The following is a 23,537-nucleotide window of genomic DNA, read 5'->3' on the forward strand; positions in this document are numbered from 1 at the left end:
CGTACGTGCAATGCCTACCTCGATGTCGACCCGCCGCTAAGCGGGCTCCCCAGTTCAGCGACTTCGTCACTTCTCGCTACAAAGCAGCTGAATGCTGCGCATCCAATACACTACTTTTTCGCCCCCATGTGTCCCCTCCGGGGATAATAAAGAGTAGGTCATTTCCAGGCGCCTATTTAGTATCTAAGCCCGCTACGATGTAGCGGGCTTTTTTACGTCTGTAATTTGTCATTTTCTCTAGGTATAGAAAAGCCTACTCTTGTGAGTAGACTTAGCTTGAAATTTAATGCCTTATATTGATTGCTTTTAATCCATAGAAAGCTCTTTGAGCTTTCTGGTTAAAGTATTTCGTCCCCATCCGAGTCGTTTAGCCGCTTCTTGCTTATGACCATTGGTGTGGGCTAAGGCTGTTTCTAGTAGTATGCGTTCAAATGCGGGTTGGACTTCTGTGAGAAGATCGCTTTCGCCCTCTTGGAGTCGGTCATTTATCCAGATTTTTAGTGACTCTTCCCAATCAGCGCCTTCTCCAGTTTGAGTTTGTCTGCTTTTAGTTTGATCTTTGAGTAGCTCTGGTGGCAGATCTTGGGGGAGAATCTCTTGGCCTGAGGCCATGACCATCAACCATCGACAGGTATTTTCTAGTTGTCTTACATTCCCAGGCCAAGGGAGCTGAGAGAGTTTTTCTGCTGTCTCTTTTGTTAGAGTTTTAGCTTCGACTTCTATCTCTTTCGCTGCTGAGTTCAGGAAGTGTCGTGCGAGCTGTGGGATATCTTCTCTGCGCTGTGATAATGCGGGTAAGTGAACGCGTATCACATTTAATCTATGGTATAGATCCTCTCTGAAGGCTCCCTTTTGCACTAGTAGCTCTAGATCTTGGTGAGTCGCTGCGATGATCCTAACATCCACTTTAACCGGAGAGTGACCTCCGACTCGATAGAACTGTCCATCGGCTAATACGCGCAATAAACGGGTTTGGACATCAAGTGGCATATCCCCAATCTCATCTAAGAAAAGCGTGCCACCATTTGCTTGCTCAAATCGACCTTGTCTTACTGCACCTGCACCAGTAAAAGCCCCTTTCTCATGACCAAATAACTCTGATTCAATCAGGTCTTTAGGGATCGCGGCCATATTAATGGCAATAAAGGGCTTATCTTTACGTGGGCTGTGCTTATGTAACGCACTGGCGACAAGCTCTTTGCCTGTTCCTGATTGCCCATTGATTAAGACGCTTATAGAGGAGCGTGATAGGCGTCCGATAGCCCTAAACACTTCCTGCATCGCAGGAGCTTCACCAATGATCTCGGGCGCTTTAACACTAAGCTCTTCAGGCTGCTTAATGGCTTGTTCGTTAGAGTGGGTGAGGGCTCTTTCAACGAGTGTTATTGCCTCATCGATATCGAATGGCTTGGGTAGGTATTCAAATGCTCCTGCTTGGTATGCGCTGACGGCGCTATCAAGATCTGAGTGAGCTGTCATTATGATGACGGGGATTTCAGGGTAGTGCACTTTGATACGTTCAAGTAGACTTAATCCATCAGTACCCGGCATTCTAATATCGGAAATAATCACTTTGGGTTGACTGAGTTCTAGTGCATCCCATAAAGATTCAGCGGCTGCAAAACTCGCACTGCTAATGTTAGCGCTTTTTAGTGCTCGTTCAACGACCCAGCGAATAGAGCTATCATCATCGAGTACCCATACTTGTTCTTTCATACTCTTTTTTCCTCTCGCTTTATTACGCTGATTTTAAAGTTATTCATCTGTTATCTATTTTCAATGGGAAGCAAAATGGTGAAATCGGTTCCCGCTGAACTAGATTGGCAATCAATTCTTCCGCCATGCAATCTGGCAAAGTTGTGCGCAATAGATAAGCCAAGTCCTGAACCATTATCTCTACCGGTTACCATGGGATAAAAAAGTGTATCGAGGAGTTCTGGTTTTACACCTGGGCCGTCATCAATGATTGATAGCGCGATGACGATTTTGTGTCTTAGAGTGCCTATCGTTACTTGATGTTGTGTACGAGTCTTTATCAATATATTCCCTCCCTGAATATCCAGTGCTTGTATCGCATTTTGGAGGATATTTAGCACCGCCTGTTGCAACTGTTCTGGATCCATTTGAATATCAGGAATCGAAGGATCGTAATCTTGCTCTAAGGTAATGTTTGAAGGGATAGCCATGGTGACGAGTTTTAGCACCTTTTGAATCACTTCATGAATATTGTGCAGGCTATGTTTAGTTGGCTTTTGTGGCCCAAGTAAACGGTCGACTAAGTTTCTTAGCCTATCAGCTTGTTCAATGATTAAATCGGTAAATTCATTAAGTTGAGGATCGTGCAGTTCTCTCGATAATAACTGTGCGGCGCCACGAAGACCCCCTAATGGATTTTTGATCTCATGTGCCAGATTGCGCACTAGATATTGTGCTGCTTGCTGTTGTGCATCAAGTGTCAGTTGTTGGTGAATGCGCAGTTGTTGATCCACCTGACGTAGCTCTAATAGGGCTAACCCTTGCTCTTGCTCTAAAGGAGAAAGTGTTACGTCAACAGTATGATGCTGGTTATCTAAAGTGACTAATGAGGCCGTGTTAACGGTGAGTCCTTGATTGTCTCTGATTGAATTGGATAATAGATCTGTACTAACACCAAGGATTTGAAAACTATCAGCAAGAAAATGCTCGGTTAAGCGATGACTCCCAACTCCCAATAGTTGTTCTGCTGCAGCATTTGCATAGCAGAGCTTGAGATCAGCGTCTATTACCATGACTGCAGTGACGAGATTATCGAGCAGGTGTTTAGTGTCCATTAGTGTTCCTATTGACTCGTTGCACTATAATGGTGCATCAAATTGGTGCAAGCTGCAACTATCTTTTATTGAGTCATTCTAAGTAAACTAACAGTCTAACCGTATATATTTTAGTGAGTTAGTTAACCTCCCTTGTTATACGGTGTTGGCTTTCTGCTGTTGTTCACTATTGCTCGATGAAGATAAATCTTTCTTGGTGAGGAGGATGCAAGTTGTCTGCCGTTTTGCGCTACAGCTTTGATAATAAAGGTGTGTTCGCCTCGGGGAATGTTTTTGAGGCTAAAAATGGGTGTGGTTTGAGCGTTTCCCATGACTTTGTCATCCATTAAGATAACCAATACATCTCCAGAGCTTAGATTAGGTGAGATCGCCGCCATAATCGTGATGTCACCATTATTGTCTCTTATGGTTGCTTCTTCCTGGGGGGACTGTATGCCAATGGTGTATTTTGTTGATGGGGCTAATTCCTCTTGGGTGTCACTATTCATGGTGCCTGATTGCGGAGGCAAAGGCGTGACTTGATTTTGAGTGTTACTTTTAAACTGCACAACTTGTGAATTATTTACCGGTTCATCAGAGTAGTGAGCGTTGCCATCTTTATCGATCCATTTATAAACGGCGGCTTGGGACATGAGAGTCACTGAAATAAGGAGAATCATTAAGGTTAAGCGCATCATCTTTCCTATGTTATGCATTTGTAAGCTATTAAAGATTAGCTTTTTTTTAATGCAAAATCATGGTGAAAATTAATCAGGCATCTCTATTCTATTGAATTAGATAAATCTAAGCATAGATAAAAATACAATAGTTATAATTTTCAATGGTTTATATTGTATTCATACAGATGGTCAAAACTATCGGTTTTTGTATGACCATTTTTATTACAGAGGGAGTGTTGAAATGATGACAAAATAAAGCCGCACCTGAAAGTGCGGCCATTAGTCTTTTATGTCTATCAAGATTGCTTAAGCGCTCAGTTGTTTAATCATTTCATTGGCCACGGCTTCTGATGAAGCAGGATTTTGGCCTGTAACTAAATGCTTATCGATGGCCAGGTAACTCCCCCAATCATCTCCCTTACTGTATAAAGCACCATGGTTTATCAGCATATTCTCGACAAGAAATGGCACTATGTCTGTTAACTGTACTGCTGCTTCTTCACTGTTCGTAAAGCCTGTGACCTTTTTACCACGGACCAAAGGAGTTCCATCATCAGCTTTAACATCTTTTAACGCGGCAGGGGCGTGGCAAACTAAACCGACGGGCTTGTTAGTTCGATAAAAGGCTTGGATAAGGGCAATTGAGTCGGTGTCATTAGCAAGATCCCATAATGGCCCATGACCTCCTGGGTAAAACACGGCGTCATAATCATCTGCGTTAATGGTGTTTAATTTAAGAGTATTGGCGAGATGTGACTGTGCTTTTTCATCTTTACTGAAGCGATCTGTTGCCGCGGTTTGGAAATCAGGTTTATCGCTATTTGGATCGAGCGGTGGTTGTCCTCCATTTGGGGAAGCCAAAGTGACATTAAATTTCTGGTCTTTAAAACAGTAATACGGGCTTGCAAACTCTTCAAGCCAAAAGCCTGTTTTAAGACCTGTTTCGCCTAATTTATCATGTGAAGTTAGTACCATTAAAATGTTCATTGAAGTTCCTTTATGGAGTCATGATGATTTATTACTTCGGTATTAACGCTCTTAAGCGATATTTAAGAGCGTTAATGAATAAGTGGTTGAGGTTTATAGATTGCGTTCTAATATTTGGCGGCTCATGGCTAAATCAACTTCTTGATGTTCACCTAAGGCTGTCATGCCATGTCTTTCAAGTTGGATCATGATTTCGTCGATATGGGTTTTAGTCAGCTGGTAGTCTGATAAACGTGTTTTTATCTTCATGGTTTCGAAGAATTCACGGGTTTTTTCAATCGTTGCATCGATACGTTCATCGTTAGTCCCTTGAGTTATTCCCCAAACTCGCGCGCCATACTGCAATAACTTGTCCTGCTTGCTTTCACGTCTGATGTCCAGCATTCCGGGGAGCAACATAGCGATAGTACGGGCATGATCTATGTCATAGAGGGCAGTCAGCTCATGGCCAATCATGTGCGTAGCCCAGTCGTGGGGGACACCTTTTCCAATCACGCCACTCAATGCCATTGTCGCGACCCACATAAGGTTAGCTCGAACTTCAACATTATCAGGCTGGCTGAGGGCAAGTGGGCCTAGCTCTACCAGTGTTTGTAATAAGCCTTCAGCGAACCTGTCTTGTACTGGTGCATTGACTGGGAAAGTAAGGTATTGCTCAGTGATGTGGATAAACGCGTCGACCACACCGTTTGAGACTTGACGCTCTGGCAGTGTTAACGTTTTAGTTGGATCTAATATAGAGAACTGAGGGAAGACATGGTTACTCATAAAAGAGAGCTTGGCTTGAAACTCTTTACGTGTAATGACACTGGCGCTGTTCATCTCTGAACCGGTTGCAGGCAGAGTGAGCACTGTACCAAATGGCATTGCAGTAGTTACCTTAGCACCCCAGCTGAGTAAAATGTCCCATGGATCACCTGCAAACACGGCTGCAGCGGCAACAAATTTAGTGCCATCGATGACAGAACCACCGCCTACAGCAAGGAGAAAATCAATGTTCTCCTCTTTCACAATGGCAACTGCTTGCATCAAGGTTTCATAGGTTGGGTTCGCTTCAATACCGCCAAACTCTACGATATTGCGTTCACCTAATGCTGCCTTCACTTCATCTAATGTGCCAGTACTTCTGGCACTGTTGCCGCCAAATAGCACTAACACTTTTGCTGTAACTGGGACGAGTTTATCTAATTCGGTAATCTTACCCTCACCAAAGCTGATGTGAGTTGGGTTGTAATAGTCAAAGCTGTACATGATTTTCCTATCTGATTGACCAACATTATGCAGTTGATCAGTCTTCTTGTTAATTGGGGAATAGCACCCAAGGTAGAATAGTAAGGATGCTAATTTTATTGGTTAATCTGCAATATGAAGCGGTTGAGCGAGTAGGAACTTTGTTGCATCTAATACGCGTTCAATAATTCTTGGATCACGACTCAACTTATTGCGTAAGCTGGCACCTAGCCACATTTGATAAAGTACCTCAGCAGTATCAAACGCGTGCATTTGTGCAATAGAGCCATCTGCGATACCCGTTTCAATACAGGTTGCAATACGGTCGATCACTGCTGATGAGCCTGCATCTAATGCAATCCGCATTGACTCGGAGAGGTCAGCTACTTCCGCGCTTAACTTTACGACTAAGCACTGTTGATTCTCACAAGTATCGCTTTGGTTTATTTGCCAGCGAAGCCAATACTGCATCAAACGATCTAAGCCAGTGCCTTCATCGGTGCTGAAAAGTTCATCGATAGAGTGAAGATAATGCGTAAAGTAATCGGAGATGATCTCTTCACCAAACTGCTCTTTTGACTTGAAGTAGTGGTAAAAAGATCCTTTAGGGACATCGGCATATTTTAAGATTTGCGATAAGCCAACATTAGTGAAACCTTTGCTGGAAATTAGCGTGTAGCCAGAGTCGATTATATGCTGGCGTGTGAGTTGGGTATCTTTTTTCATTTGATTAGAATAATCACAAATAGACCGGTCGTCTAGTGATTTTTTATTGATTAGTGTGACTTCAATATTGCCAAGGAAATACCCTCGTGCCAATGAGCCTTAATGAGTTCGCTTTGCCTGCTGGCAGTGTGATGGGATATCGGTAAGCTGTACTGTTACATTGGTTATCTCAATAACGGCATCATAGTCAGCTGCAAACCCATCGATAAATGCTGGGTGGCTGTTACGATCGACTGGGTGTATTTCAGATTCTATATAGATAGGTTGATAAGGAGCGTTTCTGCTCTCGCTTAACCTTATTGAAAGTTGATTAAGAGTGTCACTTGCGGGTGTCGCAGTGACCCAATAGGTTAATGCTTCTTCGCAAGGCTGATATGAACTTACTTCATGACCCGAAATATAGATTCCCTTATGCATGCTAATTTCAGCCAATGTAGTATTGCGGTTATTAGATGGTTGAGTAGTACTTATCTGACATCCTGTTAGCGCTAAGAAGAGAGGCATTAGCGTAAATGAGGTAGATATTTTCATGTAGCAGCTATCTTTGTTTGATCACGCTTTTGAGTAATGCGTTCAACAATTTGCGTCGCATTAAGATCGTGTACCACATTAATCACCGTAGAAGGAGCATCGGTTACAGCGCCTATAATGACTAAGATTGGGATCACCTCTAAAGGAAGACCTAGCGTTGTGACGATAAATATCTCACCTAAAAAAGCGCCGCCGGGTACGCCTCCAATGACAAAGGCGGATAACACTGAGATTAAAATAGTGATGGCAAAAACGTCGGGAGTAAACTCTAGCCCTAATAGCGAATAGATAAAGATGATCTTTAGGGCTGTGATCATTGAAGCACCACCCTTATTTAGGTTCACCAGCAGAGGCAAACAAATATCTGCAATCTCGTCTTTAATGCCCATCTTTTTTGCGGCTCTGAGATTAACCGGCAAACTGGCCAATGAGGAGCTGGTTCCTAAGGCTGTTGCTGCTGGCTCAATGGCATTTTTCCAAAAAAGTTTAACGCCAGCTTTTCCTCCTCCAATCCAAGCATAAATTGAGGAGCCAAGTGTTAGATAGATAATTGCAGCGATAAAAAATAATCCTATGGCGCGAGCAAAAGTGACGATGAGCTCAGAATCCTGACTGGCCATGGTTGAAGCAAAATAGGCGCCTAATCCAACCGGAGCTGCGAACATCAGAATGGACACTATCTTCATTATGACGGTGTTTAAGCTGTCGAGCATCGAGGAGATTCGTTTTCCATCTTCGCCTGACTGGCCGATGGCTATCCCCGAGATCACTGACATGATAATTAAGGCTAAGATATTGGATTTTGAAAGCAAACCAACGAAATCATTGGTGGTTAATAGAGAAACAAAATCCATGCTACCGGGCTCTGTTTGCATACTTTGATGCAGATCCAGTGTCACCCCCTGTGCGGGATCAAACGTCATTGCCAACCCAAGAATACCGACTGCAGGGATTATGGCCATAACAATAGAGATAAGCATGATACTGACCAATATCAGACCCAGTTTCTTAAGATCAGTCATACGCGCAATTGAGGAAGTCACGCTAATGGCGACCAAGGGGACAATGATCATAAAGAGTAGATTTAGAAAAATTTGACCGATTGGTTTTAGTTTTAAAGCGAACTCAGGGAGTGTTAGACCTAAAGTACCGCCAATCACAAGTGCAGAGAGGAGTATGATTGATGTTCGATAAGCCTGAAGTCCGTTCCACATAATTTATCCGTTTGCATAATTAAACTCTTACAGTTAGCAAATACGTTATAGCGGGACATCTCAGGAGTCAACTTACGTCATTAGGATATAATTCTTAGCGTGGAAAAGGGGAATGTTTACTGAAGCTTGTTTAGCCTGAATAGTGTCTTTTATCTTCATCGATAAGATAAGCCAAAGAGGCTAACAGGGCTTTTCTAATATGTTCAGGCTCCAAAGGTTTAGAGATATAGTCGTTCATGCCAGCGTTTAGGCATTTTTCTTTATCACCCACCATCGCATTGGCTGTCATTGCGACGATAGGGATTGTTTTGTAGATTTCTCCAACTTCACCTGCACGTATTTTTTGTGTTGTTTGATAGCCATCAAGCTTTGGCATCTGACAATCCATAAAAATCAGATGATAAGGATTATCGCAAGTCGACTTTTCAAGGAGTTCTAACGCCTGGATGCCATTATTAGCTATTTCGATTTCGAGTCCAAATTCATTAATGATCCCCTCTGCAACCAACTGATTAACCATATTATCTTCAGCTAATAGCAACCTAGGCTGAGTGGAACCGAAATGCTTAGTTAGTTGCCAATCATCGTTACTTTCAATGACTGTATCTTTACTTATTGAGAGCTGGTCTTGGCTATAATTCGTGAGTAAGGTCATTAACTCAGGCTGATAAATAGGTTTATTAAAACCAGCGTAGATTTGTTGCTTGATATAATGACTGATAACGGGCGCGTCTATAGTGCTGTAATTCAGTAAGGTAGGGATTTGGGAGAGTAAAGGCTCATCTTTCAACTTGGAGAGTACGACTTCAATGGCCTGCTTTCCCGTTGGCAAACTCAAGATAACGATTTTAGGTTGAAGCTTGTCTAAATCACAATGCTGAAATGAATCTTCACCAGAGGGCATGTTTAGTTTTGTTACCCTAGCATTTAATCCAATGAGAATATTCTCGAGTATGTTGTCAGAAAGAGGAGTGGTGCTAAGTAATAAAATAGGTAATTTATCAAGATTTGGGGCTGATATTTTTTGGTGAATTGGCGTCTGGCTTGGCAGCTTTATATCTATTTCAAATGTAAAAGTACTGCCTGTAAACTCTGTACTGGTTGCAGATATGTCTCCTCCCATAAGTTGGCTTAATTGTCTTGCTATTGAGAGTCCTAAACCGGTACCACCGTAGTAACGAGTTGTCGAACTGTCGGCTTGACTAAATGGCTGGAAAACTTCTTCTATTTTATCTTCCCTCATGCCTATACCTGTATCTTCGATGGTAAAAGTTAGCTTGTGTTTATTGTCCATCGATGACAGTTGTCCAATGACATTGATATTGCCAGTTTGTGTAAATTTTATGGCATTACCTATGAGATTGGTAAGTACCTGAGTGATACGTCCGGGATCGCCAACAATATAGACGGGCTGGATTTGAGTTATATCGAGTGCAAGCTCAAGATCTTTTTCTTGTGCACGAATAGCTAAGGGTTGTATTAGTTCATCTAAAGTTTGTTGTAAGTTAAACTCGATAGATTCAATATCAAGCTTTCCTGATTCAATTTTAGAAAAATCCAGAATGTCATTAATGAGTTTTAGTAGAGATTTAGCGCTGCCTTGTGCCAACTCTAAATTGTGCTGTTGGCTTTGATCGAGTTTTGTTCTGCTTAACAGGGCTAACATACCCAGAACACCATTCATTGGGGTACGTATTTCGTGGCTCATGCAGGCAAGAAATTCAGATTTCGTTCTGGCAGTAGCTTCTGCAGCTTGACGTGCTTCATCTAAAGCCCAATTATTAAACTCAAGATCGAGGGCATATTTTTCTAACTTCTTCTCATTGTTCCTGGTTAAAGTTTGATCTTCAATACAGATAAAAAAACCGTTAATCTTGCCATCAATGTCAATGTCAGGCACTTGGGTAACATGGAATTGAAGGTATCCCTGATTGATATGTTTAAACTCAACGTCGAAAGTGAGAAACACACCATTAAGCGTTTGCTTGATATAAGGCTGCATGATTCTATATAGATTGGCTGGAATGATCTCTACGCAAGTGTGGTTTATCACTTCATTAATGTCGTAACCTAGCCAATTTAAACTATGACGATTAATAAATTGGATTTTTTGTTCTGTATCTACATAAGCTAAATGCACCGGAAGTACACTGGTCATGTTTTTTATATGGCGGTGAGATTTTTCAAGTTCTTTCTTTTGTAATAGCTGTTTATGAATAGAGTGATTATAGCTATTGATCAGTATGTTGAATTCATCTTTAGTCGTGCTGTTTAATGGTTTTGGAATGGAGTCGTTACTGGCTTGATGCTTAAGCTGATTGGTGATCCGAGAGAGAGGAGCCAATATGACCACTCTCTGTATCCAAAGGTTGATAACTAGGAGTAATGCGAGGCCGCAAATGACGATTAAAAGATAGTTATCTCGGCTTTGTTTGATCCCTGCCTCTAGCGCTGTGTTGTCGTATTTAAAATAGATAATATAAGGTCTAAGACGATTGACTTCGGGATCGATTAAGTGAAATTGAACCGCGTGGTGCAAGTTATGGCCGATAAAATCGCCTGAATGCTGGCTATGATTTTTTGTCGGAGAAAGCAGCAAGGCCATGATAGAAGGATGGAAGACTTTTGAAGCTAATTTACCATTGTGTTGAGCTAAACTATCAGCATTGATTTTCATGTCTGATGATTTGATTACCGAAAGGCGATCAATATTCTCATAGGTCGCTAATACACCCACAACCCGTATCATGTTAGATAGTTGAGAATTTGTTTCTAGGGCAAGTTTTAACGTATCTGTTATCTGCGAGAGCTCAATATTCGCTTGTATCTTGATTCTCTCATGAGTCTCTTGAACAAAGTAGACACTTAAAATTCCGCAGATCAACACACCAATAACTAGAGTGCTTAAATTGAGTTTAATGGCAATACTTCTTGTAATAAAATGGCTCCTCCGTTCAAGATTAATGGAGTGCTTACTCATATTAGATCCCAGAATAAAATAGTGTTTTTATATGGTCACATGAGCTATTAAATGCTGCAGCTTTATTGAGCGTATCACACACTGATTGGGCGAGAGATATTAGATCTTCTTGATTTTTTAGTAGGTTTTTTTGTTCAACATTATTAAGTAGATAGATGTCAGTAAGTGATTGATTAAATTCGATTTCAGAAATTTTCTCTCGTTCAGCCATCAGTTTGACTGCTTCAACTGGATGCTGTTTGAGGTATTCATAAGCCATCTGCCAAGCTTGATGAAGTTTGGGTACTAAATCGGGATTTTCACTGACCACTTTCTTAGAGATAGAGATGGTATCTAGAATTTCGTTTGGTATCTCTGCGGTAGTAAAAATTCTATGATTTACTTGATGTGAGTCATTTAATATTTCGAATGAATAAGGTGGGTAAGTCACCATCGCATCTATTTGACCAGCATTGAGAGAGTGCAGTGCATTGCCTTGCTCCACATTTATAATTTCTACATCGTCCAAAGTCATTCCGTACACAGTCAATGCTCTAGCTAAGATATAGATCCCGAGAGAGCTGACTTCACAGCCTATTTTCTTACCTTTTAGATCGCTTAATGACTGATAAGGAGCCTGACTTAATATCACATCACCTCCGTTGGAATAATCAGCCAACAAGACCACGTTTAATGGGTCTCCTCCAAATTCTTGAGCTTGGACTGCTTCAACTATGGTACTCGCAAAGCCATCGACACGGCCGCTTATATAGGCTCTTTGTCCGTCAGAAAGACTCGCTGTTTGAGCTAATGCTAAATTGAGTCCGACATCTTCGAAAAAACCTTTATTTTTAGCAAGATAAAGTAATTCGTATCCAGGCCAAGGATTAATGGCAATGGTGACTTTTTGTGTTTTAGGCTCATGGCTACAAGCGATAAGTATAAAAACAATAAACAGACTGATTGTAATTCGTAACATACTTTATTCTATTGAGTTGAATGTACTTAATAGATTAGTAGACGCAGAGAGTTATCGCCAACGAGATAGGGAAATTGAAAGGGTAAGAAGAGTTAAATATTTAACGTAATATAGAAAGCAAAAAGCCCTAATATATTAGGGCTTTTTCGTTTTTACTGAGAGATTATAAACTGTAGTAAAGTTCGAATTCCACAGGGTGAGTTGTTTGCGCAACTCGAACAACATCTTCAGTTTTAAGCTTGATATATGAATCGATGAAATCATTGCTAAATACATCACCACGAGTTAGGAACTCACGATCAGCATCCAAACACTCAAGCGCATTCTCTAATGATGTTGCTACTGTTGGGATTTCAGCCGCTTCTTCTGGAGGAAGATCATATAAGTCTTTATCCATTGCTTCACCTGGGTGAATCTTGTTTTGGATACCGTCAAGGCCAGCCATAAGCATTGCAGAGAAGGCTAGGTATGGGTTAGCCATTGGGTCACCGAAACGTAGCTCGATACGACGGCCTTTCGGGCTTGGTACTACAGGAATACGAATCGAAGCACTACGGTTAGCGGCAGAATATGCCAGCATCACAGGTGCTTCAAAATGTGGTACCAGACGCTTGTACGAGTTAGTTGCTGGATTAGAAAACGCATTAATAGCACGTGCGTGCTTAATGACACCACCGATAAAGAACAGAGCTACTTCGCTCAATCCACCGTACTTATCACCAGCAAACAGGTTGGTACCATCTTTGCCTAGTGACATGTGTACATGCATACCGCTGCCGTTGTCGCCAACGATTGGCTTAGGCATAAAGGTTGCTGTCTTGCCATAAGCGTGTGCCACGTTATGAACAACATACTTAAGGACTTGAACTTCATCAGCCTTTAGCGTTAGCGTGTTAAAACGTGTAGCTATCTCGTTTTGGCCTGCAGTCGCAACCTCGTGATGATGTGCTTCAACAACTTGCCCCATGTCTTCAAGAATAAGACACATTGCGCTACGAATATCTTGTGAAGAATCGACTGGAGGCACTGGGAAGTAACCGCCTTTAACACTAGGACGGTGACCGGTATTACCACCTTCATAGCTTTTACCTGAGTTCCAGCTTGCTTCTTCAGCGTCGAGCTTGTAGAAACAACCTGACATATCTGCGCCGTATTTTACGTCGTCAAATAGGAAAAATTCTGGCTCTGGACCGACTAAAACGGTATCAGCAATACCTGTAGAGCGAAGGTAATCTTCTGCTTTCTTAGCAATTGAACGAGGGTCACGGTTGTAACCAGTCATTGTTGCTGGTTCTAAAATGTCACAACGAATGTTAGCAGTAGTATCAGCAGTGAAAGGATCAAGTACGAAGCTTTCAGCATCTGGCATTAATACCATGTCTGATTCGTTAATGCCTTTCCAGCCTGAGATAGATGAACCATCGAACATCTTACCGTCTTCAAAAAAATCGGCATTAACTTGATGTGCCGGGATAGAAACGTGTTGCTCTTTTCCTCGGGTATCGGTAAAGCGCAGATCAACAAACTTAACTTCTAATTCTTCTAGTTGTTGTAAAACTGATTCAGCTGACATTCTAAGTCTCCGAGTAGAGTAAAGGTGTTTATTTAAATTAATGCACATCGTGATTTGATAAACTATAAGCTAGACTTGTGCCATATTTATAACTTACTAATTTTATTGCGATCTCTTGCTTTACATTCTTTATGAATATCGACGTTCGCACCAATATGGTGCGATGTTTGTTCGATATTGGTGCGGCCATCGTATTGGTGCAAGTGAAATAAAACGGATTATTATAGCTGTCTAAAAAATAATCCTGTGCGATAGCCCTCGGCTAGAGTAGAATGGCACGTTTTTTATTGCAACAGCTATTGTTTGAGCTGTTACAAATACCCCTATATTTTGATGGTAAGAGGTTTATCTGTGTTAGAGAATTTACGTAACATCGCCATTATTGCGCACGTCGACCATGGTAAAACTACCTTGGTAGATAAGTTGCTGGCCCAGTCTGGAACCCTTGAGAGTCGAGGAGAAGCCGCTGAGCGTGTGATGGATTCGAACGATCTTGAGAAGGAGCGTGGAATCACGATTCTGGCAAAGAATACTGCCATCAAGTGGAATGATTACCGCATCAACATCGTTGACACTCCTGGTCACGCCGATTTCGGTGGTGAAGTTGAGCGTGTTCTATCTATGGTTGATTCAGTATTGCTTCTTGTTGATGCAGTTGACGGCCCAATGCCGCAAACTCGCTTCGTAACGAAGAAAGCATTTGCTCAAGGCCTTAAGCCTATTGTTGTTATCAACAAGATTGACCGTCCAGGTGCTCGTCCTGACTGGGTTATCGATCAAGTATTCGATCTTTTCGACAACTTAGGTGCTACTGATGAGCAGCTAGATTTCCCAATCGTTTATGCTTCAGCACTAAACGGTTTTGCTTCACTTGATCCAGAAGTAACAGAGGGCGATATGACTCCTCTGTTTGAAACAATTGTTGAGAAAGTATCATTTCCTGATGCCGATTCGGAAGGTGACTTCCAAATGCAGATCTCTCAAATCGATTACAACTCGTACGTAGGTGTTATCGGTATTGGTCGTATCAAGCGTGGTAGCGTTAAGACTAACCAACAGGTCACTATTATTGGTGCTGATGGTAAGAAACGTAACGGTAAGATGGGCCAAGTATTAGGTTACATGGGTCTAGACCGTACCGAAGTTGAAATTGCTAACGCTGGTGACATCGTTGCTATTACAGGCCTAGGTCAGCTATTAATTTCAGACACAGTTTGTGCAACTACTAACGTAGAAGCATTACCACCGTTGTCTGTTGATGAGCCAACACTAACGATGACCTTCCAGGTCAACACTTCTCCATTCGCTGGTAAAGAAGGTAAGTACGTAACTTCACGTAATATCCTTGAGCGTCTGCAGCAGGAATTGGTTCACAACGTTGCATTGCGCGTTGAAGAAACTGAAAGTCCAGATCGTTTCCGTGTTTCAGGTCGTGGTGAACTTCACCTTTCAATCTTGATTGAAAACATGCGTCGTGAAGGTTACGAGCTAGCTGTTTCTCGTCCTGAAGTTATCGTTAAAGAGATCGATGGCGAGATGTGTGAGCCATTCGAAAACTTAACTGTTGATGTTGAAGAGCAGCATCAAGGTGCAGTTATCGAGAAGCTTGGTATCCGTAAGGGTGACATGAAAGACATGCAGATGGATGGTAAAGGTCGTGTACGTATCGACTTCGTTATCCCAAGCCGCGGTCTAATCGGTTTCCAAACTGACTTCATGACAGCGACTTCAGGTTCTGGTCTTATTTACCATTCATTTGACCATTACGGTCCAGTGAAAGGTGGTGATATTGGTCAACGTGCACGTGGTGTATTGATCTCTAATGGCACTGGTAAAGCACTGACATTCGCATTGTTTAACCTTCAAGCTCGTGGTCGTCTGTTTATTACTCACGCTGCAGAAGTTTATGAAGGCCAAGTTGTTGGTCTTCACGCTCGTGCAAACGATTTGACTGTTAACTGTTTGAAAGGTAAGCAGCTAACTAACATGCGTGCATCAGGTACTGATGAAGCACAAGTACTGACTCCACATATCGAAATGACACTTGAGCAAGCGCTTGAGTTCATCGATGATGATGAGCTAGTAGAAGTAACACCTTTGAACATTCGTGTTCGTAAGCGTTACTTGACTGAAAACGAGCGTAAGCGTCATAACCGCTAATTACTGCTTCGTTTAACTACAATTAATCTGTAAAGGTTAATTGTAGGAAAAAGCCCTGAACATGAGAGTGTTCAGGGCTTTTTGTTACTTGCACCTGAACAAATGCGTCATCTAGTTGGTATAATACCAATCAGTATAAAGATGTGATCGCTCAGCGAGAATTTAGCGCTTCTGAGGTAAGGCGACGAGTGAAGAACATAGTTATTCTACGTTTAAGCTCGTTAACACTGCATCAGAAGTGCTAAAACTCGCCTTTTAGGCGTGTTTTTGGCTGCCTACTTCTGCGTTGAATGAATTCACAAGGGAATAACCATTCCATCATCCATTTGCCTTGAATTAGTTTGCCAAAAAACACGCTGAGTAGATCACTTTCTTATACTGGTTGGTATAATCCACGTGACGAGACCTCGAGGTAGCTGCCAGTAGGCTGTCACGAGGGGCTCCCTATTTTCAACTCGCTTATAGAATTAAAGGTTGTGACCATGAAGCGGATCCTATCCATTCAATCCCATGTGGTATTTGGCTGTGCCGGTAACAGCAGTGCTGTATTCCCTATGCGTCGTTTAGGCATGGAAGTGTGGCCAATTAACACAGTACAGTTTTCCAACCATACCCAGTATGCCCAAGGCTGGAAAGGCACAGTGATGCCTGTCGGTCAGATCACTGAATTAGTGCAAGGACTGGATAATATTGGTGAGTTAAGAAACTGTGATGCGGTGTTAAGTGGCTATCTGGGTAGTCCTGAACAGGGGGCGGAAATCGTTGCAGCTGTCGCCAAAATAAAAGCAGTTAACCCGCAAGCCATCTATTTTTGCGATCCTGTGATGGGTCATCCTGAGAAAGGTTGTATTGTCACGGCTGGGGTACAGGAGTTTTTTAAAACTAAAGCTTTAGCTGCGGCTGACATTCTCGCGCCTAACCTGCTTGAGCTTGAAACACTGACAGATAGGCAGCTGCATAATCTCGATGAGGTTATTGATGCCTGTAAGAGTCTATTAGAAGCCGGTGTGAAGATGGTATTGGTAAAGCATCTAGCCAAAGCGGCAACGAACCAAGAGCAATTTGAAATGTTGCTGGTGGACAAGAGTGGCAGCTACTTAGTGTCTCGTCCATTGTATGAATTTGAGAAGCAGCCTGTGGGTGTTGGTGATTTAATCAGTGGTCTGATGTTGGCTAACCTTCAAGCTGGCTATCAATCTGTTGAAGCGTTTGAGCGTACCAATGCAGCGGTGGATGCGGTGTTATTGGAAACGTTTAATCTGCAAGCCTATGAGCTGCAACTGGTCCGTACCCAAGATGCAATTGCTTCGCCAGTCATTAATGATCGCGCCAAACGGGTAAAGTAAAGCACTGTTATAAGGGCTAAGTTTAGCCCTTTTGCTGTCGGCGCTTAAAAAGCGCCTGTTGCGCCTGGAAATACCACCGGGCTGACGTTGCCATTGGCGCTTACACTCGCGACACCGAACAGATAATTGTCGATCACCATATTCTCTAAGGTGAAAGATTCAACTTTGCCAACATAACGGCTGTGAGTCCATTCAGACTCAGTGGTTAGTCGCCAATACACTCGATATCCAACCACCTCTTTCTGTTGGCTTAGTTGCCATGTTAAGCGAGTACTTGGCGAGACTTTACCTTCAATACTCACTGATTTTGGTGGGGCAGGCGCCCAGGCCATCGATGCCAGACTAATTGCGTTTAAGGCAGTGAGTTTGGCATTAAAATCGAAGTCTACGCCTTCAATAACATCCCCATAAGCCACACCATTTTCCATGCGAATGTCTTGATGCTGACGGTCATAGTGCTCGTTGGTTTCCATGATACGCACTGCGGGCAGACCGGCTTTATTAAAAGGGAAATGGTGTCCACCACGGCCAAAGCGGTCTAGGCGATACACCAGCATGACATCCAGATTAGTCATGTATTGGTCGGCCAAGGTTTTAATTTTACGGGCGAGATTACGTGAAGCTGAATCATTCTCACCACCACTAAAGTAGCGCTCTTTAGCCTCCTCTGCTGTTTCGGCAATACGAACACCTTCAGAAAATATTCGTACTGAATGGTTGTCGATAACGCCATTGACACCTTCAATATTGCCTATCATGTCATTGTTTAATACGGCTTCGACCTGCCAATCCTGATCTTTGGCGTATTGAGCTAATGTCACGCCGCCATATAAACCTTGCTCTTCACCGGACAGAGCAGCATAAACAATGGTGCCAGCAAATTGGTACTTTGATAACACTCGCGCAGCTTCAATGGCGCCAGCAACTCCGGAGGCGTTATCGTTTGCTCCTGGTGAGACAGAGGTTGAATTCATCACATCACTGACCCGTGAATCGATATCCCCACTCATCATCACCACGCGTTTAGGGTCAAGGCTACCATGCTGAATTGCAATGACATTAACCACTTCACTCGGATCTGGAATACGCTTGCCTGTGACGGTATCGGCTAAGGTGATGACCTCTAAACAACCACCACAGGCTTTTGAGATATGTTCAAACTCAGTTTTGATCCAACGTCTTGCTGCGCCGATCCCTCGAGTATCCGATTGGGTTTGTGAGAGGGTATGACGCGTACCAAAGCTGACAAGTTTTTCAACGTCAGCCTTCAGTCTTTTAGGATTTGTTGATACCGCGATATCATATAAACGCATATCTTCTTGGGAAGGTGCAGCAAGATTTGCGGCGCTTGCCGTTGAGCTTAGTGACAGTATTATTGCGAGGATAGACAAATGGCTTAAAGGGATAGATTTGGAAGTCATGTTTGCTTCTCTTAGATGTTATTTTGTACAACACTTTAGCAAATGTACACCTAAGAGCAAAATATACAGCTAAGCGCATCCTATCCGCGACATATGGAGCGACCGCCATCGACTTTAATCGAAGTTCCTGTGACAAAGTGATTACTCATGATGAAATCTATGGTCTGAAACACGGGGTGAAAGCCCGCTTCGAAAGGCAGCAGGGTTCCTTTAAGCACCTGTTCTTTTTGCTCTTGTGTATGATCAGGTAGGAACTGCAGTGGTCCCGGCATAATAGAGTTACAACGAATACCTGGAGCAAACTTTTTAGCGAAAGAGCGAGTTAGGTTCTCCAAACCGGCTTTGGTTGAGCAATAGAGTGAGCGTTCTGGCATTGGGTTTTCGGCGTAAATATCGGTCATGTTCACCAAGACGCCAGGGTTTTCCTCATCAAACATGTACCGCTTTAGCTCATGAGTGAGCAGATTCGGAAACAGCATGTGAACTTGAAATAAAGCGATAAACTTGGTTTCAATATCTTGGCTATTGTCAGGATCTTGCTCGAAGACTGAAGCGTTATTGACGAGCAGATCGATACGTTCAACCTTTGCGCTGATAGCGCTAACCGCTTGTTCGACGCCATGCTTATCGTAGCTATCAATTTGAACCGGATGAAAGTGTGGTGAATCGATGGAAGTAAACTCATTGGGTTGGCTACGAGAAATGGCAAATACCCTGTCACCTTTAGCAATAAACTGTTCGGCTAAATAGAGGCCTAATCGACGACTCGCTCCGGTGATCACTATCGTTTTCATTTTATTCTCGTTTAATTTTTAACGTGTAAGTAGTTAATTTACCATAGCTTAGACGTGAAGAAGAGGGGGAAAGCTTAAGTTAATTTCAAGTCAGGAATATTGAGTATTAGACCTAAAGTTAGTCAACTGCAATTTGGCTAGTTGAGGGGATTATACCAATCAGTATAAAGATTTGCTCGCTCAGCGAGAGTTTAGCGCTCCTGAGTCAAGGCAACGAGTGAAGAGCATAGTTATTCTACGGTTAAGCTCGTTAACACAGGATCAGAAGCGCTAAAATTCGCCTGTAAGGAGTGTTTTTGGCTGCCTATTTCTGCGTTGAATGAATTCACAAGGGAACAACCATTATCTCATTCATTCGCCTTGAATTAGTTTGCCAAAAAACACTCTGAGTAGATCAACTTCTTATACTGATTGGTATTAAAATCGATTTCTTACTTGGAAGCGCCATTCCCACTTATTGACTTCGACTCCCGTGGTAAAGGGCATACTGATATCAATATGAGCGACGTTGCCATAGCTGGATCGAGAGGAATAAATTCGAGCGCCAACGCCGACGCTACCTATGGGGTCTGATACCTCATTCCCCTCATCTTGGCCACCTGTTGCTTGACCTACGTCCACAAACGCGGCCCAACCGAGTTCGGCAAATTGATACAGATTAATATTAGGGTAGTTACGCAGTTCAGCGGTAAATAACCATTGATTGTCGCCATGTTGATAATCGTTCGGGTAGCCACGAATACCAGTGTCATCGCCCAAGGCGAAAGTTCTATCAAGATAGTTATTCTTAGAAGTGCTCAATCGGGTTTTGACATAAGCAGTCCATTTAGGATTGATTTGATAGAAGTACTCTGCCATGGCATTTACTTTATAAAAGTCCTTTTGCTGTGTGGCGAATACCCCTGTTCCATCGAACGATAACAACACCAAGTCATCATTGCTTAAATAGCCTCGGGTTGTCTTCCAGTTAATATGATAGCCAACCGATGAGTTGTTTACATCTTGGGTTTCCAATCCAAATTTAAGGTAATGATGCCAGCCCAAATTAAAGTCTTCGTTGTAGTTAATTAAATGAACATTGTTAAGCACTTTATAGTCATCTTGCAGGTATTCGTAGGCAACCCAAGGGTAGAGAAAATCTCGGTCTTGGGGGAGTGTTGTATTAGGGTACTGTTCAATATTGGCAAATTCACTTTTGTCACGGGTCACCCCTGTGATGAGGCGAGTGCGTGAGTTGGTGGTGTTATTGATACGCCAACCATATTGAAGATTGAAATAATCTTGAGTATGTTCAAATTCATTGATATCCATACCATTCTGTCTAATCGTATCGGTCCTCATATCATCAAGATAGCGGATACTGTACATATTGGTGGTATCTAACGAGTAGAAGGGTTTATCAAATTGGAATTGAATCGCCTGACCATCACTATTGTCGTGAAAACTGGCCGCGATGGTCGAGTGTTCTACCAAGTTGTCTAGTGGTGCTTTCACCGCAAATTTGTAGCCAGTTCTGTCATTACTGGATTTATATTTGATGCGTGTTCGTATACCTAACCCGAGCAGGTTGTCTTCTTTGAGCCCGATAGAGAATTTACTGTCTCCGCCACTGCGTCCTAAACTCACTGTTGGTAATAGCGACCAATTATCCCAAGTTTCTACTAATACAACTTCGCCCTCTTCGGGGACATCTGCATCGGGATCACGCTCAGTAAAACTGATTTTTGCATCACGAATGTAAGGCTCATATCTTAGAATTCGCTGGGCTTCATCAATATCTTTTTGGCTCACGCCATCTTGTTCGGTAAAGGTGAGCTTATTTAAAATGGTAGATTCTTGGGTATTGATATGAAGGTAATTTGCCCAGTGATGAAGGAAAAAACTGTCAGGATCTGATTCATCGAAGATAGGGTGACTCACGACAACGATTTTATGTAGTGGCTTTTTCTCTGTTAACGCATCTGTTTTATCCGTGACTTCTTCGGCCATACTCATTTGAGAAGCAAAGAGGCAAATACTGATAGAAACTAGATACGTCTTGTATGTCACGTCAGATACACCCCATTTGATTAAGTTTGTATTTTACTGTGAGAACTAAACAATGTGATCACAACTTAATAACACACCTAGGAGAGGGCTTAGTCAAGCAAGAAATGAAAATAACTTTATGATTTAATTTAAGCAAAGTGAAATATCGCAGCAAATAAATTCATTACTGCGATGGGTTTCTTTCACGTTAGTTGGATTGGAAACTAGAGTGTTCTTCTAGGGGGGACTGCGACGTTAGCGAAGATTAATCCTGCAATGAGAGACATAAATATCAGGAATATCTGGCTACCAATATGAGATTGGTTAAGCATGCTTTCACCTAGAATAAGGGTGTTGAGCCCAATGTAGGTTTTACTGCCCGGAACGAGAATTACGATGCCTTGCAGCAGGGCGATAGAAGCAGGGGCTTTCATCCATCGAGCAAACAGGTTCGAATAGACACCCACGGCGAAAGCACCAAAGAAAATTCCGATAGAATCGCCTAAATACAGCCCGCCTAACATCGATGAACAAAAAGCGACAATACCCGCTAGTACACCCCAAGGGGCGTCTTTCATGCGTGCTTTAAAGATAATGACCAGCGCCAAAGATAAGATGGGTACAGCAGACCACACAGCGAGGTTGGGCAAGGGGTCTGGTTCAAAGTAGATCGCTTCACCGAAAATGGCGGTTCCCACCACCATGCCAAAAATTGCACCAAAATAGAGCTTAAACAGCTGCATGCAGGCATCCATGATACGTGCGGTGCCGGAAATCAGATCTCTGGCGGCCAGTTCTGCTAAGCCCAAAGTGAGCGCCAATCCAGGGATAAAGATAATGATGCCGGACAAAATGACCACTGGTAGGTTGATGCTAGGATCGACCTGTGCAATACCACAGGTGATAATGGCGCATAATATTGCTGCAAGCGGTTCGAGGGTTTCGGCCAAGCGTTTGGAACGCTCAGCGCGGTAAACAAGGCCGTATACCATGAAACCTAATAGTGCTGACCAAAAGACATCGTTCCAGCTAGTCCCCATCAACATTGCGAACGCACCCGCTGAGCTTCCAAACGCCAATAAAGTTAATAATGGGCCGTAGGGTGTGGGTTTGTTGGCAATCTCGTCGAGTCGCTCTAATGCCTCGTTAAGAGTCCTCTTTCCTGACACTAACTCTTCAACCAGTTCATCGGTTCTTGCCAGTGAGCCTAAATCGAGTTCACCGGGCTTTACCCTAGCGACATGGTTATATTCTTGCTCATCGTTACGTTGAAGTACGAAAGTCATGGCGGTTGGGGATATTAAAAAATAGCCCTCTAAACCTAAGAAATGAGAGACGGCTTGAAGGTGTGCTTCGAGACGATAAGCTGGGGTGCCAAACTTATGAAGATACTTACCTAACTTAATGATAAATTTGTGTTTCTCTAGGAATTCTTGATTGTCCACTAGCAAGGTCCAGTCTGATTAAAATGAGTGCCAAGGATTGGTAAGTATAAAACGAGCGCATAGTAACCTAGTTTGTGTTGAAAAGGTTAATCAGATGGAAAATATTTACTTCCAAGAGATAACTTGTCATCTTGGCATTAACGTTATTAATCATTAATTAGGAAGATGTATGCCAGTTGCTATATCCGGGCTCTATATCAGTATCACAGCCATCTTAGTCATAGTCTTTGCGATGCGAGTGGTCAAGTTACGCCGCAAATATAAAATTGGTATTGGTAGCGCCGATAATAAAGAGCTGAGAATTGCCGGTCGGGTGCATGCGAATTTAATTGAGAATGCCCCGATAGCCATGACTTTGTTGCTGGTGGCAGAACTCAATGGGTTAAATTCAATCCTCTTACACTTGTTAGGTTTAGTGTGGATTGTGGCGCGAATATTACATGCTATCGGATTAACCCAAGGGGATGGCGGCTATCATTTAGGTCGATTTTGGGGCGGGTTATTAAGTTGGTTGATGATCTTAACACTGGCGGGCATCAATCTTGGGTATTTTATCGCTAGCTTGCTATAGGACTTTAGCCCCTAAAGTCAGTAAGGGTAAACATCCATACTGATTTTAGGGCTACTAGTCGTAAGCCCTTACTTCGATCTGAAATTAGGTCGGTTGGTTGTTTT

At 42.6% G+C, this 23,537-nt stretch carries 18 protein-coding genes; 3 read left to right on the forward strand and 15 right to left on the reverse strand.

Annotated elements, in window-relative coordinates:
* Positions 1–306 precede the first annotated feature (306 nt).
* The 11 genes from glnG to glnA all read right to left on the reverse strand — a co-directional run bounded on the left by glnG (position 307) and on the right by glnA (position 13,668).
* Positions 307–1,716, reverse strand: a complete 1,410-nt coding sequence (gene glnG / locus FN961_RS15270) for a nitrogen regulation protein NR(I) (protein WP_144041049.1) — start codon at positions 1,714–1,716, stop codon at positions 307–309.
* 50 nt (positions 1,717–1,766) lie between these two features.
* A complete protein-coding gene (glnL, locus tag FN961_RS15275) occupies positions 1,767–2,810 on the reverse strand; it encodes a nitrogen regulation protein NR(II) (protein WP_144041050.1) in 1,044 nt (347 codons plus the stop codon).
* Between the two features lie 122 nt (positions 2,811–2,932).
* Positions 2,933–3,505, reverse strand: a complete 573-nt coding sequence (locus FN961_RS15280; protein WP_244950671.1) for a DUF4124 domain-containing protein — start codon at positions 3,503–3,505, stop codon at positions 2,933–2,935.
* A gap of 270 nt (positions 3,506–3,775) precedes the next feature.
* A complete protein-coding gene (locus tag FN961_RS15285) occupies positions 3,776–4,456 on the reverse strand; it encodes a type 1 glutamine amidotransferase domain-containing protein (protein WP_144041051.1) in 681 nt (226 codons plus the stop codon).
* 93 nt (positions 4,457–4,549) lie between these two features.
* Positions 4,550–5,707 (reverse strand): iron-containing alcohol dehydrogenase, encoded by a 1,158-nt coding sequence (locus FN961_RS15290; RefSeq protein WP_144041052.1) that lies wholly within the window; start codon positions 5,705–5,707, stop codon positions 4,550–4,552.
* A gap of 102 nt (positions 5,708–5,809) precedes the next feature.
* Positions 5,810–6,412 (reverse strand): TetR/AcrR family transcriptional regulator, encoded by a 603-nt coding sequence (locus tag FN961_RS15295; RefSeq protein ID WP_144041053.1) that lies wholly within the window; start codon positions 6,410–6,412, stop codon positions 5,810–5,812.
* Between the two features lie 99 nt (positions 6,413–6,511).
* Positions 6,512–6,943 carry a hypothetical protein gene (locus FN961_RS15300; RefSeq protein WP_144041054.1) on the reverse strand — a complete coding sequence of 144 codons (432 nt, stop codon included), beginning with the start codon at positions 6,941–6,943 and terminating at the stop codon, positions 6,512–6,514.
* Positions 6,940–8,157: a dicarboxylate/amino acid:cation symporter gene (locus FN961_RS15305; RefSeq protein WP_144041055.1), complete on the reverse strand. Its 1,218-nt coding sequence runs from the start codon at positions 8,155–8,157 to the stop codon at positions 6,940–6,942. Before FN961_RS15305 ends, FN961_RS15300 begins: the two co-directional genes overlap by 4 nt.
* 130 nt (positions 8,158–8,287) lie before the next feature.
* Positions 8,288–11,137 (reverse strand): ATP-binding protein, encoded by a 2,850-nt coding sequence (locus FN961_RS15310; protein ID WP_144041056.1) that lies wholly within the window; start codon positions 11,135–11,137, stop codon positions 8,288–8,290.
* A gap of 1 nt (position 11,138) precedes the next feature.
* The gene (locus FN961_RS15315) at positions 11,139–12,095 is read right to left on the reverse strand and encodes an ABC transporter substrate-binding protein (RefSeq protein ID WP_144041057.1); all 957 of its coding nucleotides are present in this window, start codon (positions 12,093–12,095) and stop codon (positions 11,139–11,141) included.
* A 163-nt stretch (positions 12,096–12,258) separates the two neighbouring features.
* On the reverse strand, positions 12,259–13,668 hold the full coding sequence (gene glnA / locus FN961_RS15320) for a glutamate--ammonia ligase (RefSeq protein WP_144041058.1): 1,410 nt from the start codon (positions 13,666–13,668) through the stop codon (positions 12,259–12,261).
* 351 nt (positions 13,669–14,019) lie between these two features.
* On the opposite strand from glnA, the gene typA reads away from it, so the two are divergent.
* Positions 14,020–15,828: a translational GTPase TypA gene (gene typA / locus FN961_RS15325; protein ID WP_185972805.1), complete on the forward strand. Its 1,809-nt coding sequence runs from the start codon at positions 14,020–14,022 to the stop codon at positions 15,826–15,828.
* Between the two features lie 482 nt (positions 15,829–16,310).
* The gene (gene pdxY, locus FN961_RS15330; protein ID WP_144041059.1) at positions 16,311–17,174 is read left to right on the forward strand and encodes a pyridoxal kinase PdxY; all 864 of its coding nucleotides are present in this window, start codon (positions 16,311–16,313) and stop codon (positions 17,172–17,174) included.
* Between the two features lie 44 nt (positions 17,175–17,218).
* Here the strand turns inward: pdxY and FN961_RS15335 are convergent, their stop codons facing one another.
* The 4 genes from FN961_RS15335 to FN961_RS15355 all read right to left on the reverse strand — a co-directional run bounded on the left by FN961_RS15335 (position 17,219) and on the right by FN961_RS15355 (position 22,862).
* The gene (locus FN961_RS15335) at positions 17,219–18,595 is read right to left on the reverse strand and encodes a M28 family peptidase (protein WP_185972806.1); all 1,377 of its coding nucleotides are present in this window, start codon (positions 18,593–18,595) and stop codon (positions 17,219–17,221) included.
* Positions 18,596–18,675: 80 nt separating this feature from the next.
* A complete protein-coding gene (locus FN961_RS15340) occupies positions 18,676–19,389 on the reverse strand; it encodes an SDR family NAD(P)-dependent oxidoreductase (protein ID WP_144041060.1) in 714 nt (237 codons plus the stop codon).
* A 417-nt stretch (positions 19,390–19,806) separates the two neighbouring features.
* A complete protein-coding gene (locus FN961_RS15350; RefSeq protein WP_229814710.1) occupies positions 19,807–21,378 on the reverse strand; it encodes a BamA/TamA family outer membrane protein in 1,572 nt (523 codons plus the stop codon).
* A gap of 263 nt (positions 21,379–21,641) precedes the next feature.
* Complete coding sequence (locus FN961_RS15355; RefSeq protein ID WP_144041061.1) at positions 21,642–22,862, reverse strand: threonine/serine exporter family protein; 1,221 nt, start codon at positions 22,860–22,862, stop codon at positions 21,642–21,644.
* A 169-nt stretch (positions 22,863–23,031) separates the two neighbouring features.
* Here FN961_RS15355 and FN961_RS15360 point away from each other — a divergent pair, with 169 nt between their 5' ends.
* The gene (locus FN961_RS15360; RefSeq protein WP_144041062.1) at positions 23,032–23,433 is read left to right on the forward strand and encodes an MAPEG family protein; all 402 of its coding nucleotides are present in this window, start codon (positions 23,032–23,034) and stop codon (positions 23,431–23,433) included.
* Positions 23,434–23,537 lie beyond the last annotated feature (104 nt).

The sequence above is a fragment of the Shewanella hanedai genome (assembly GCF_007197645.1).
GTDB lineage: Bacteria > Pseudomonadota > Gammaproteobacteria > Enterobacterales > Shewanellaceae > Shewanella > Shewanella hanedai.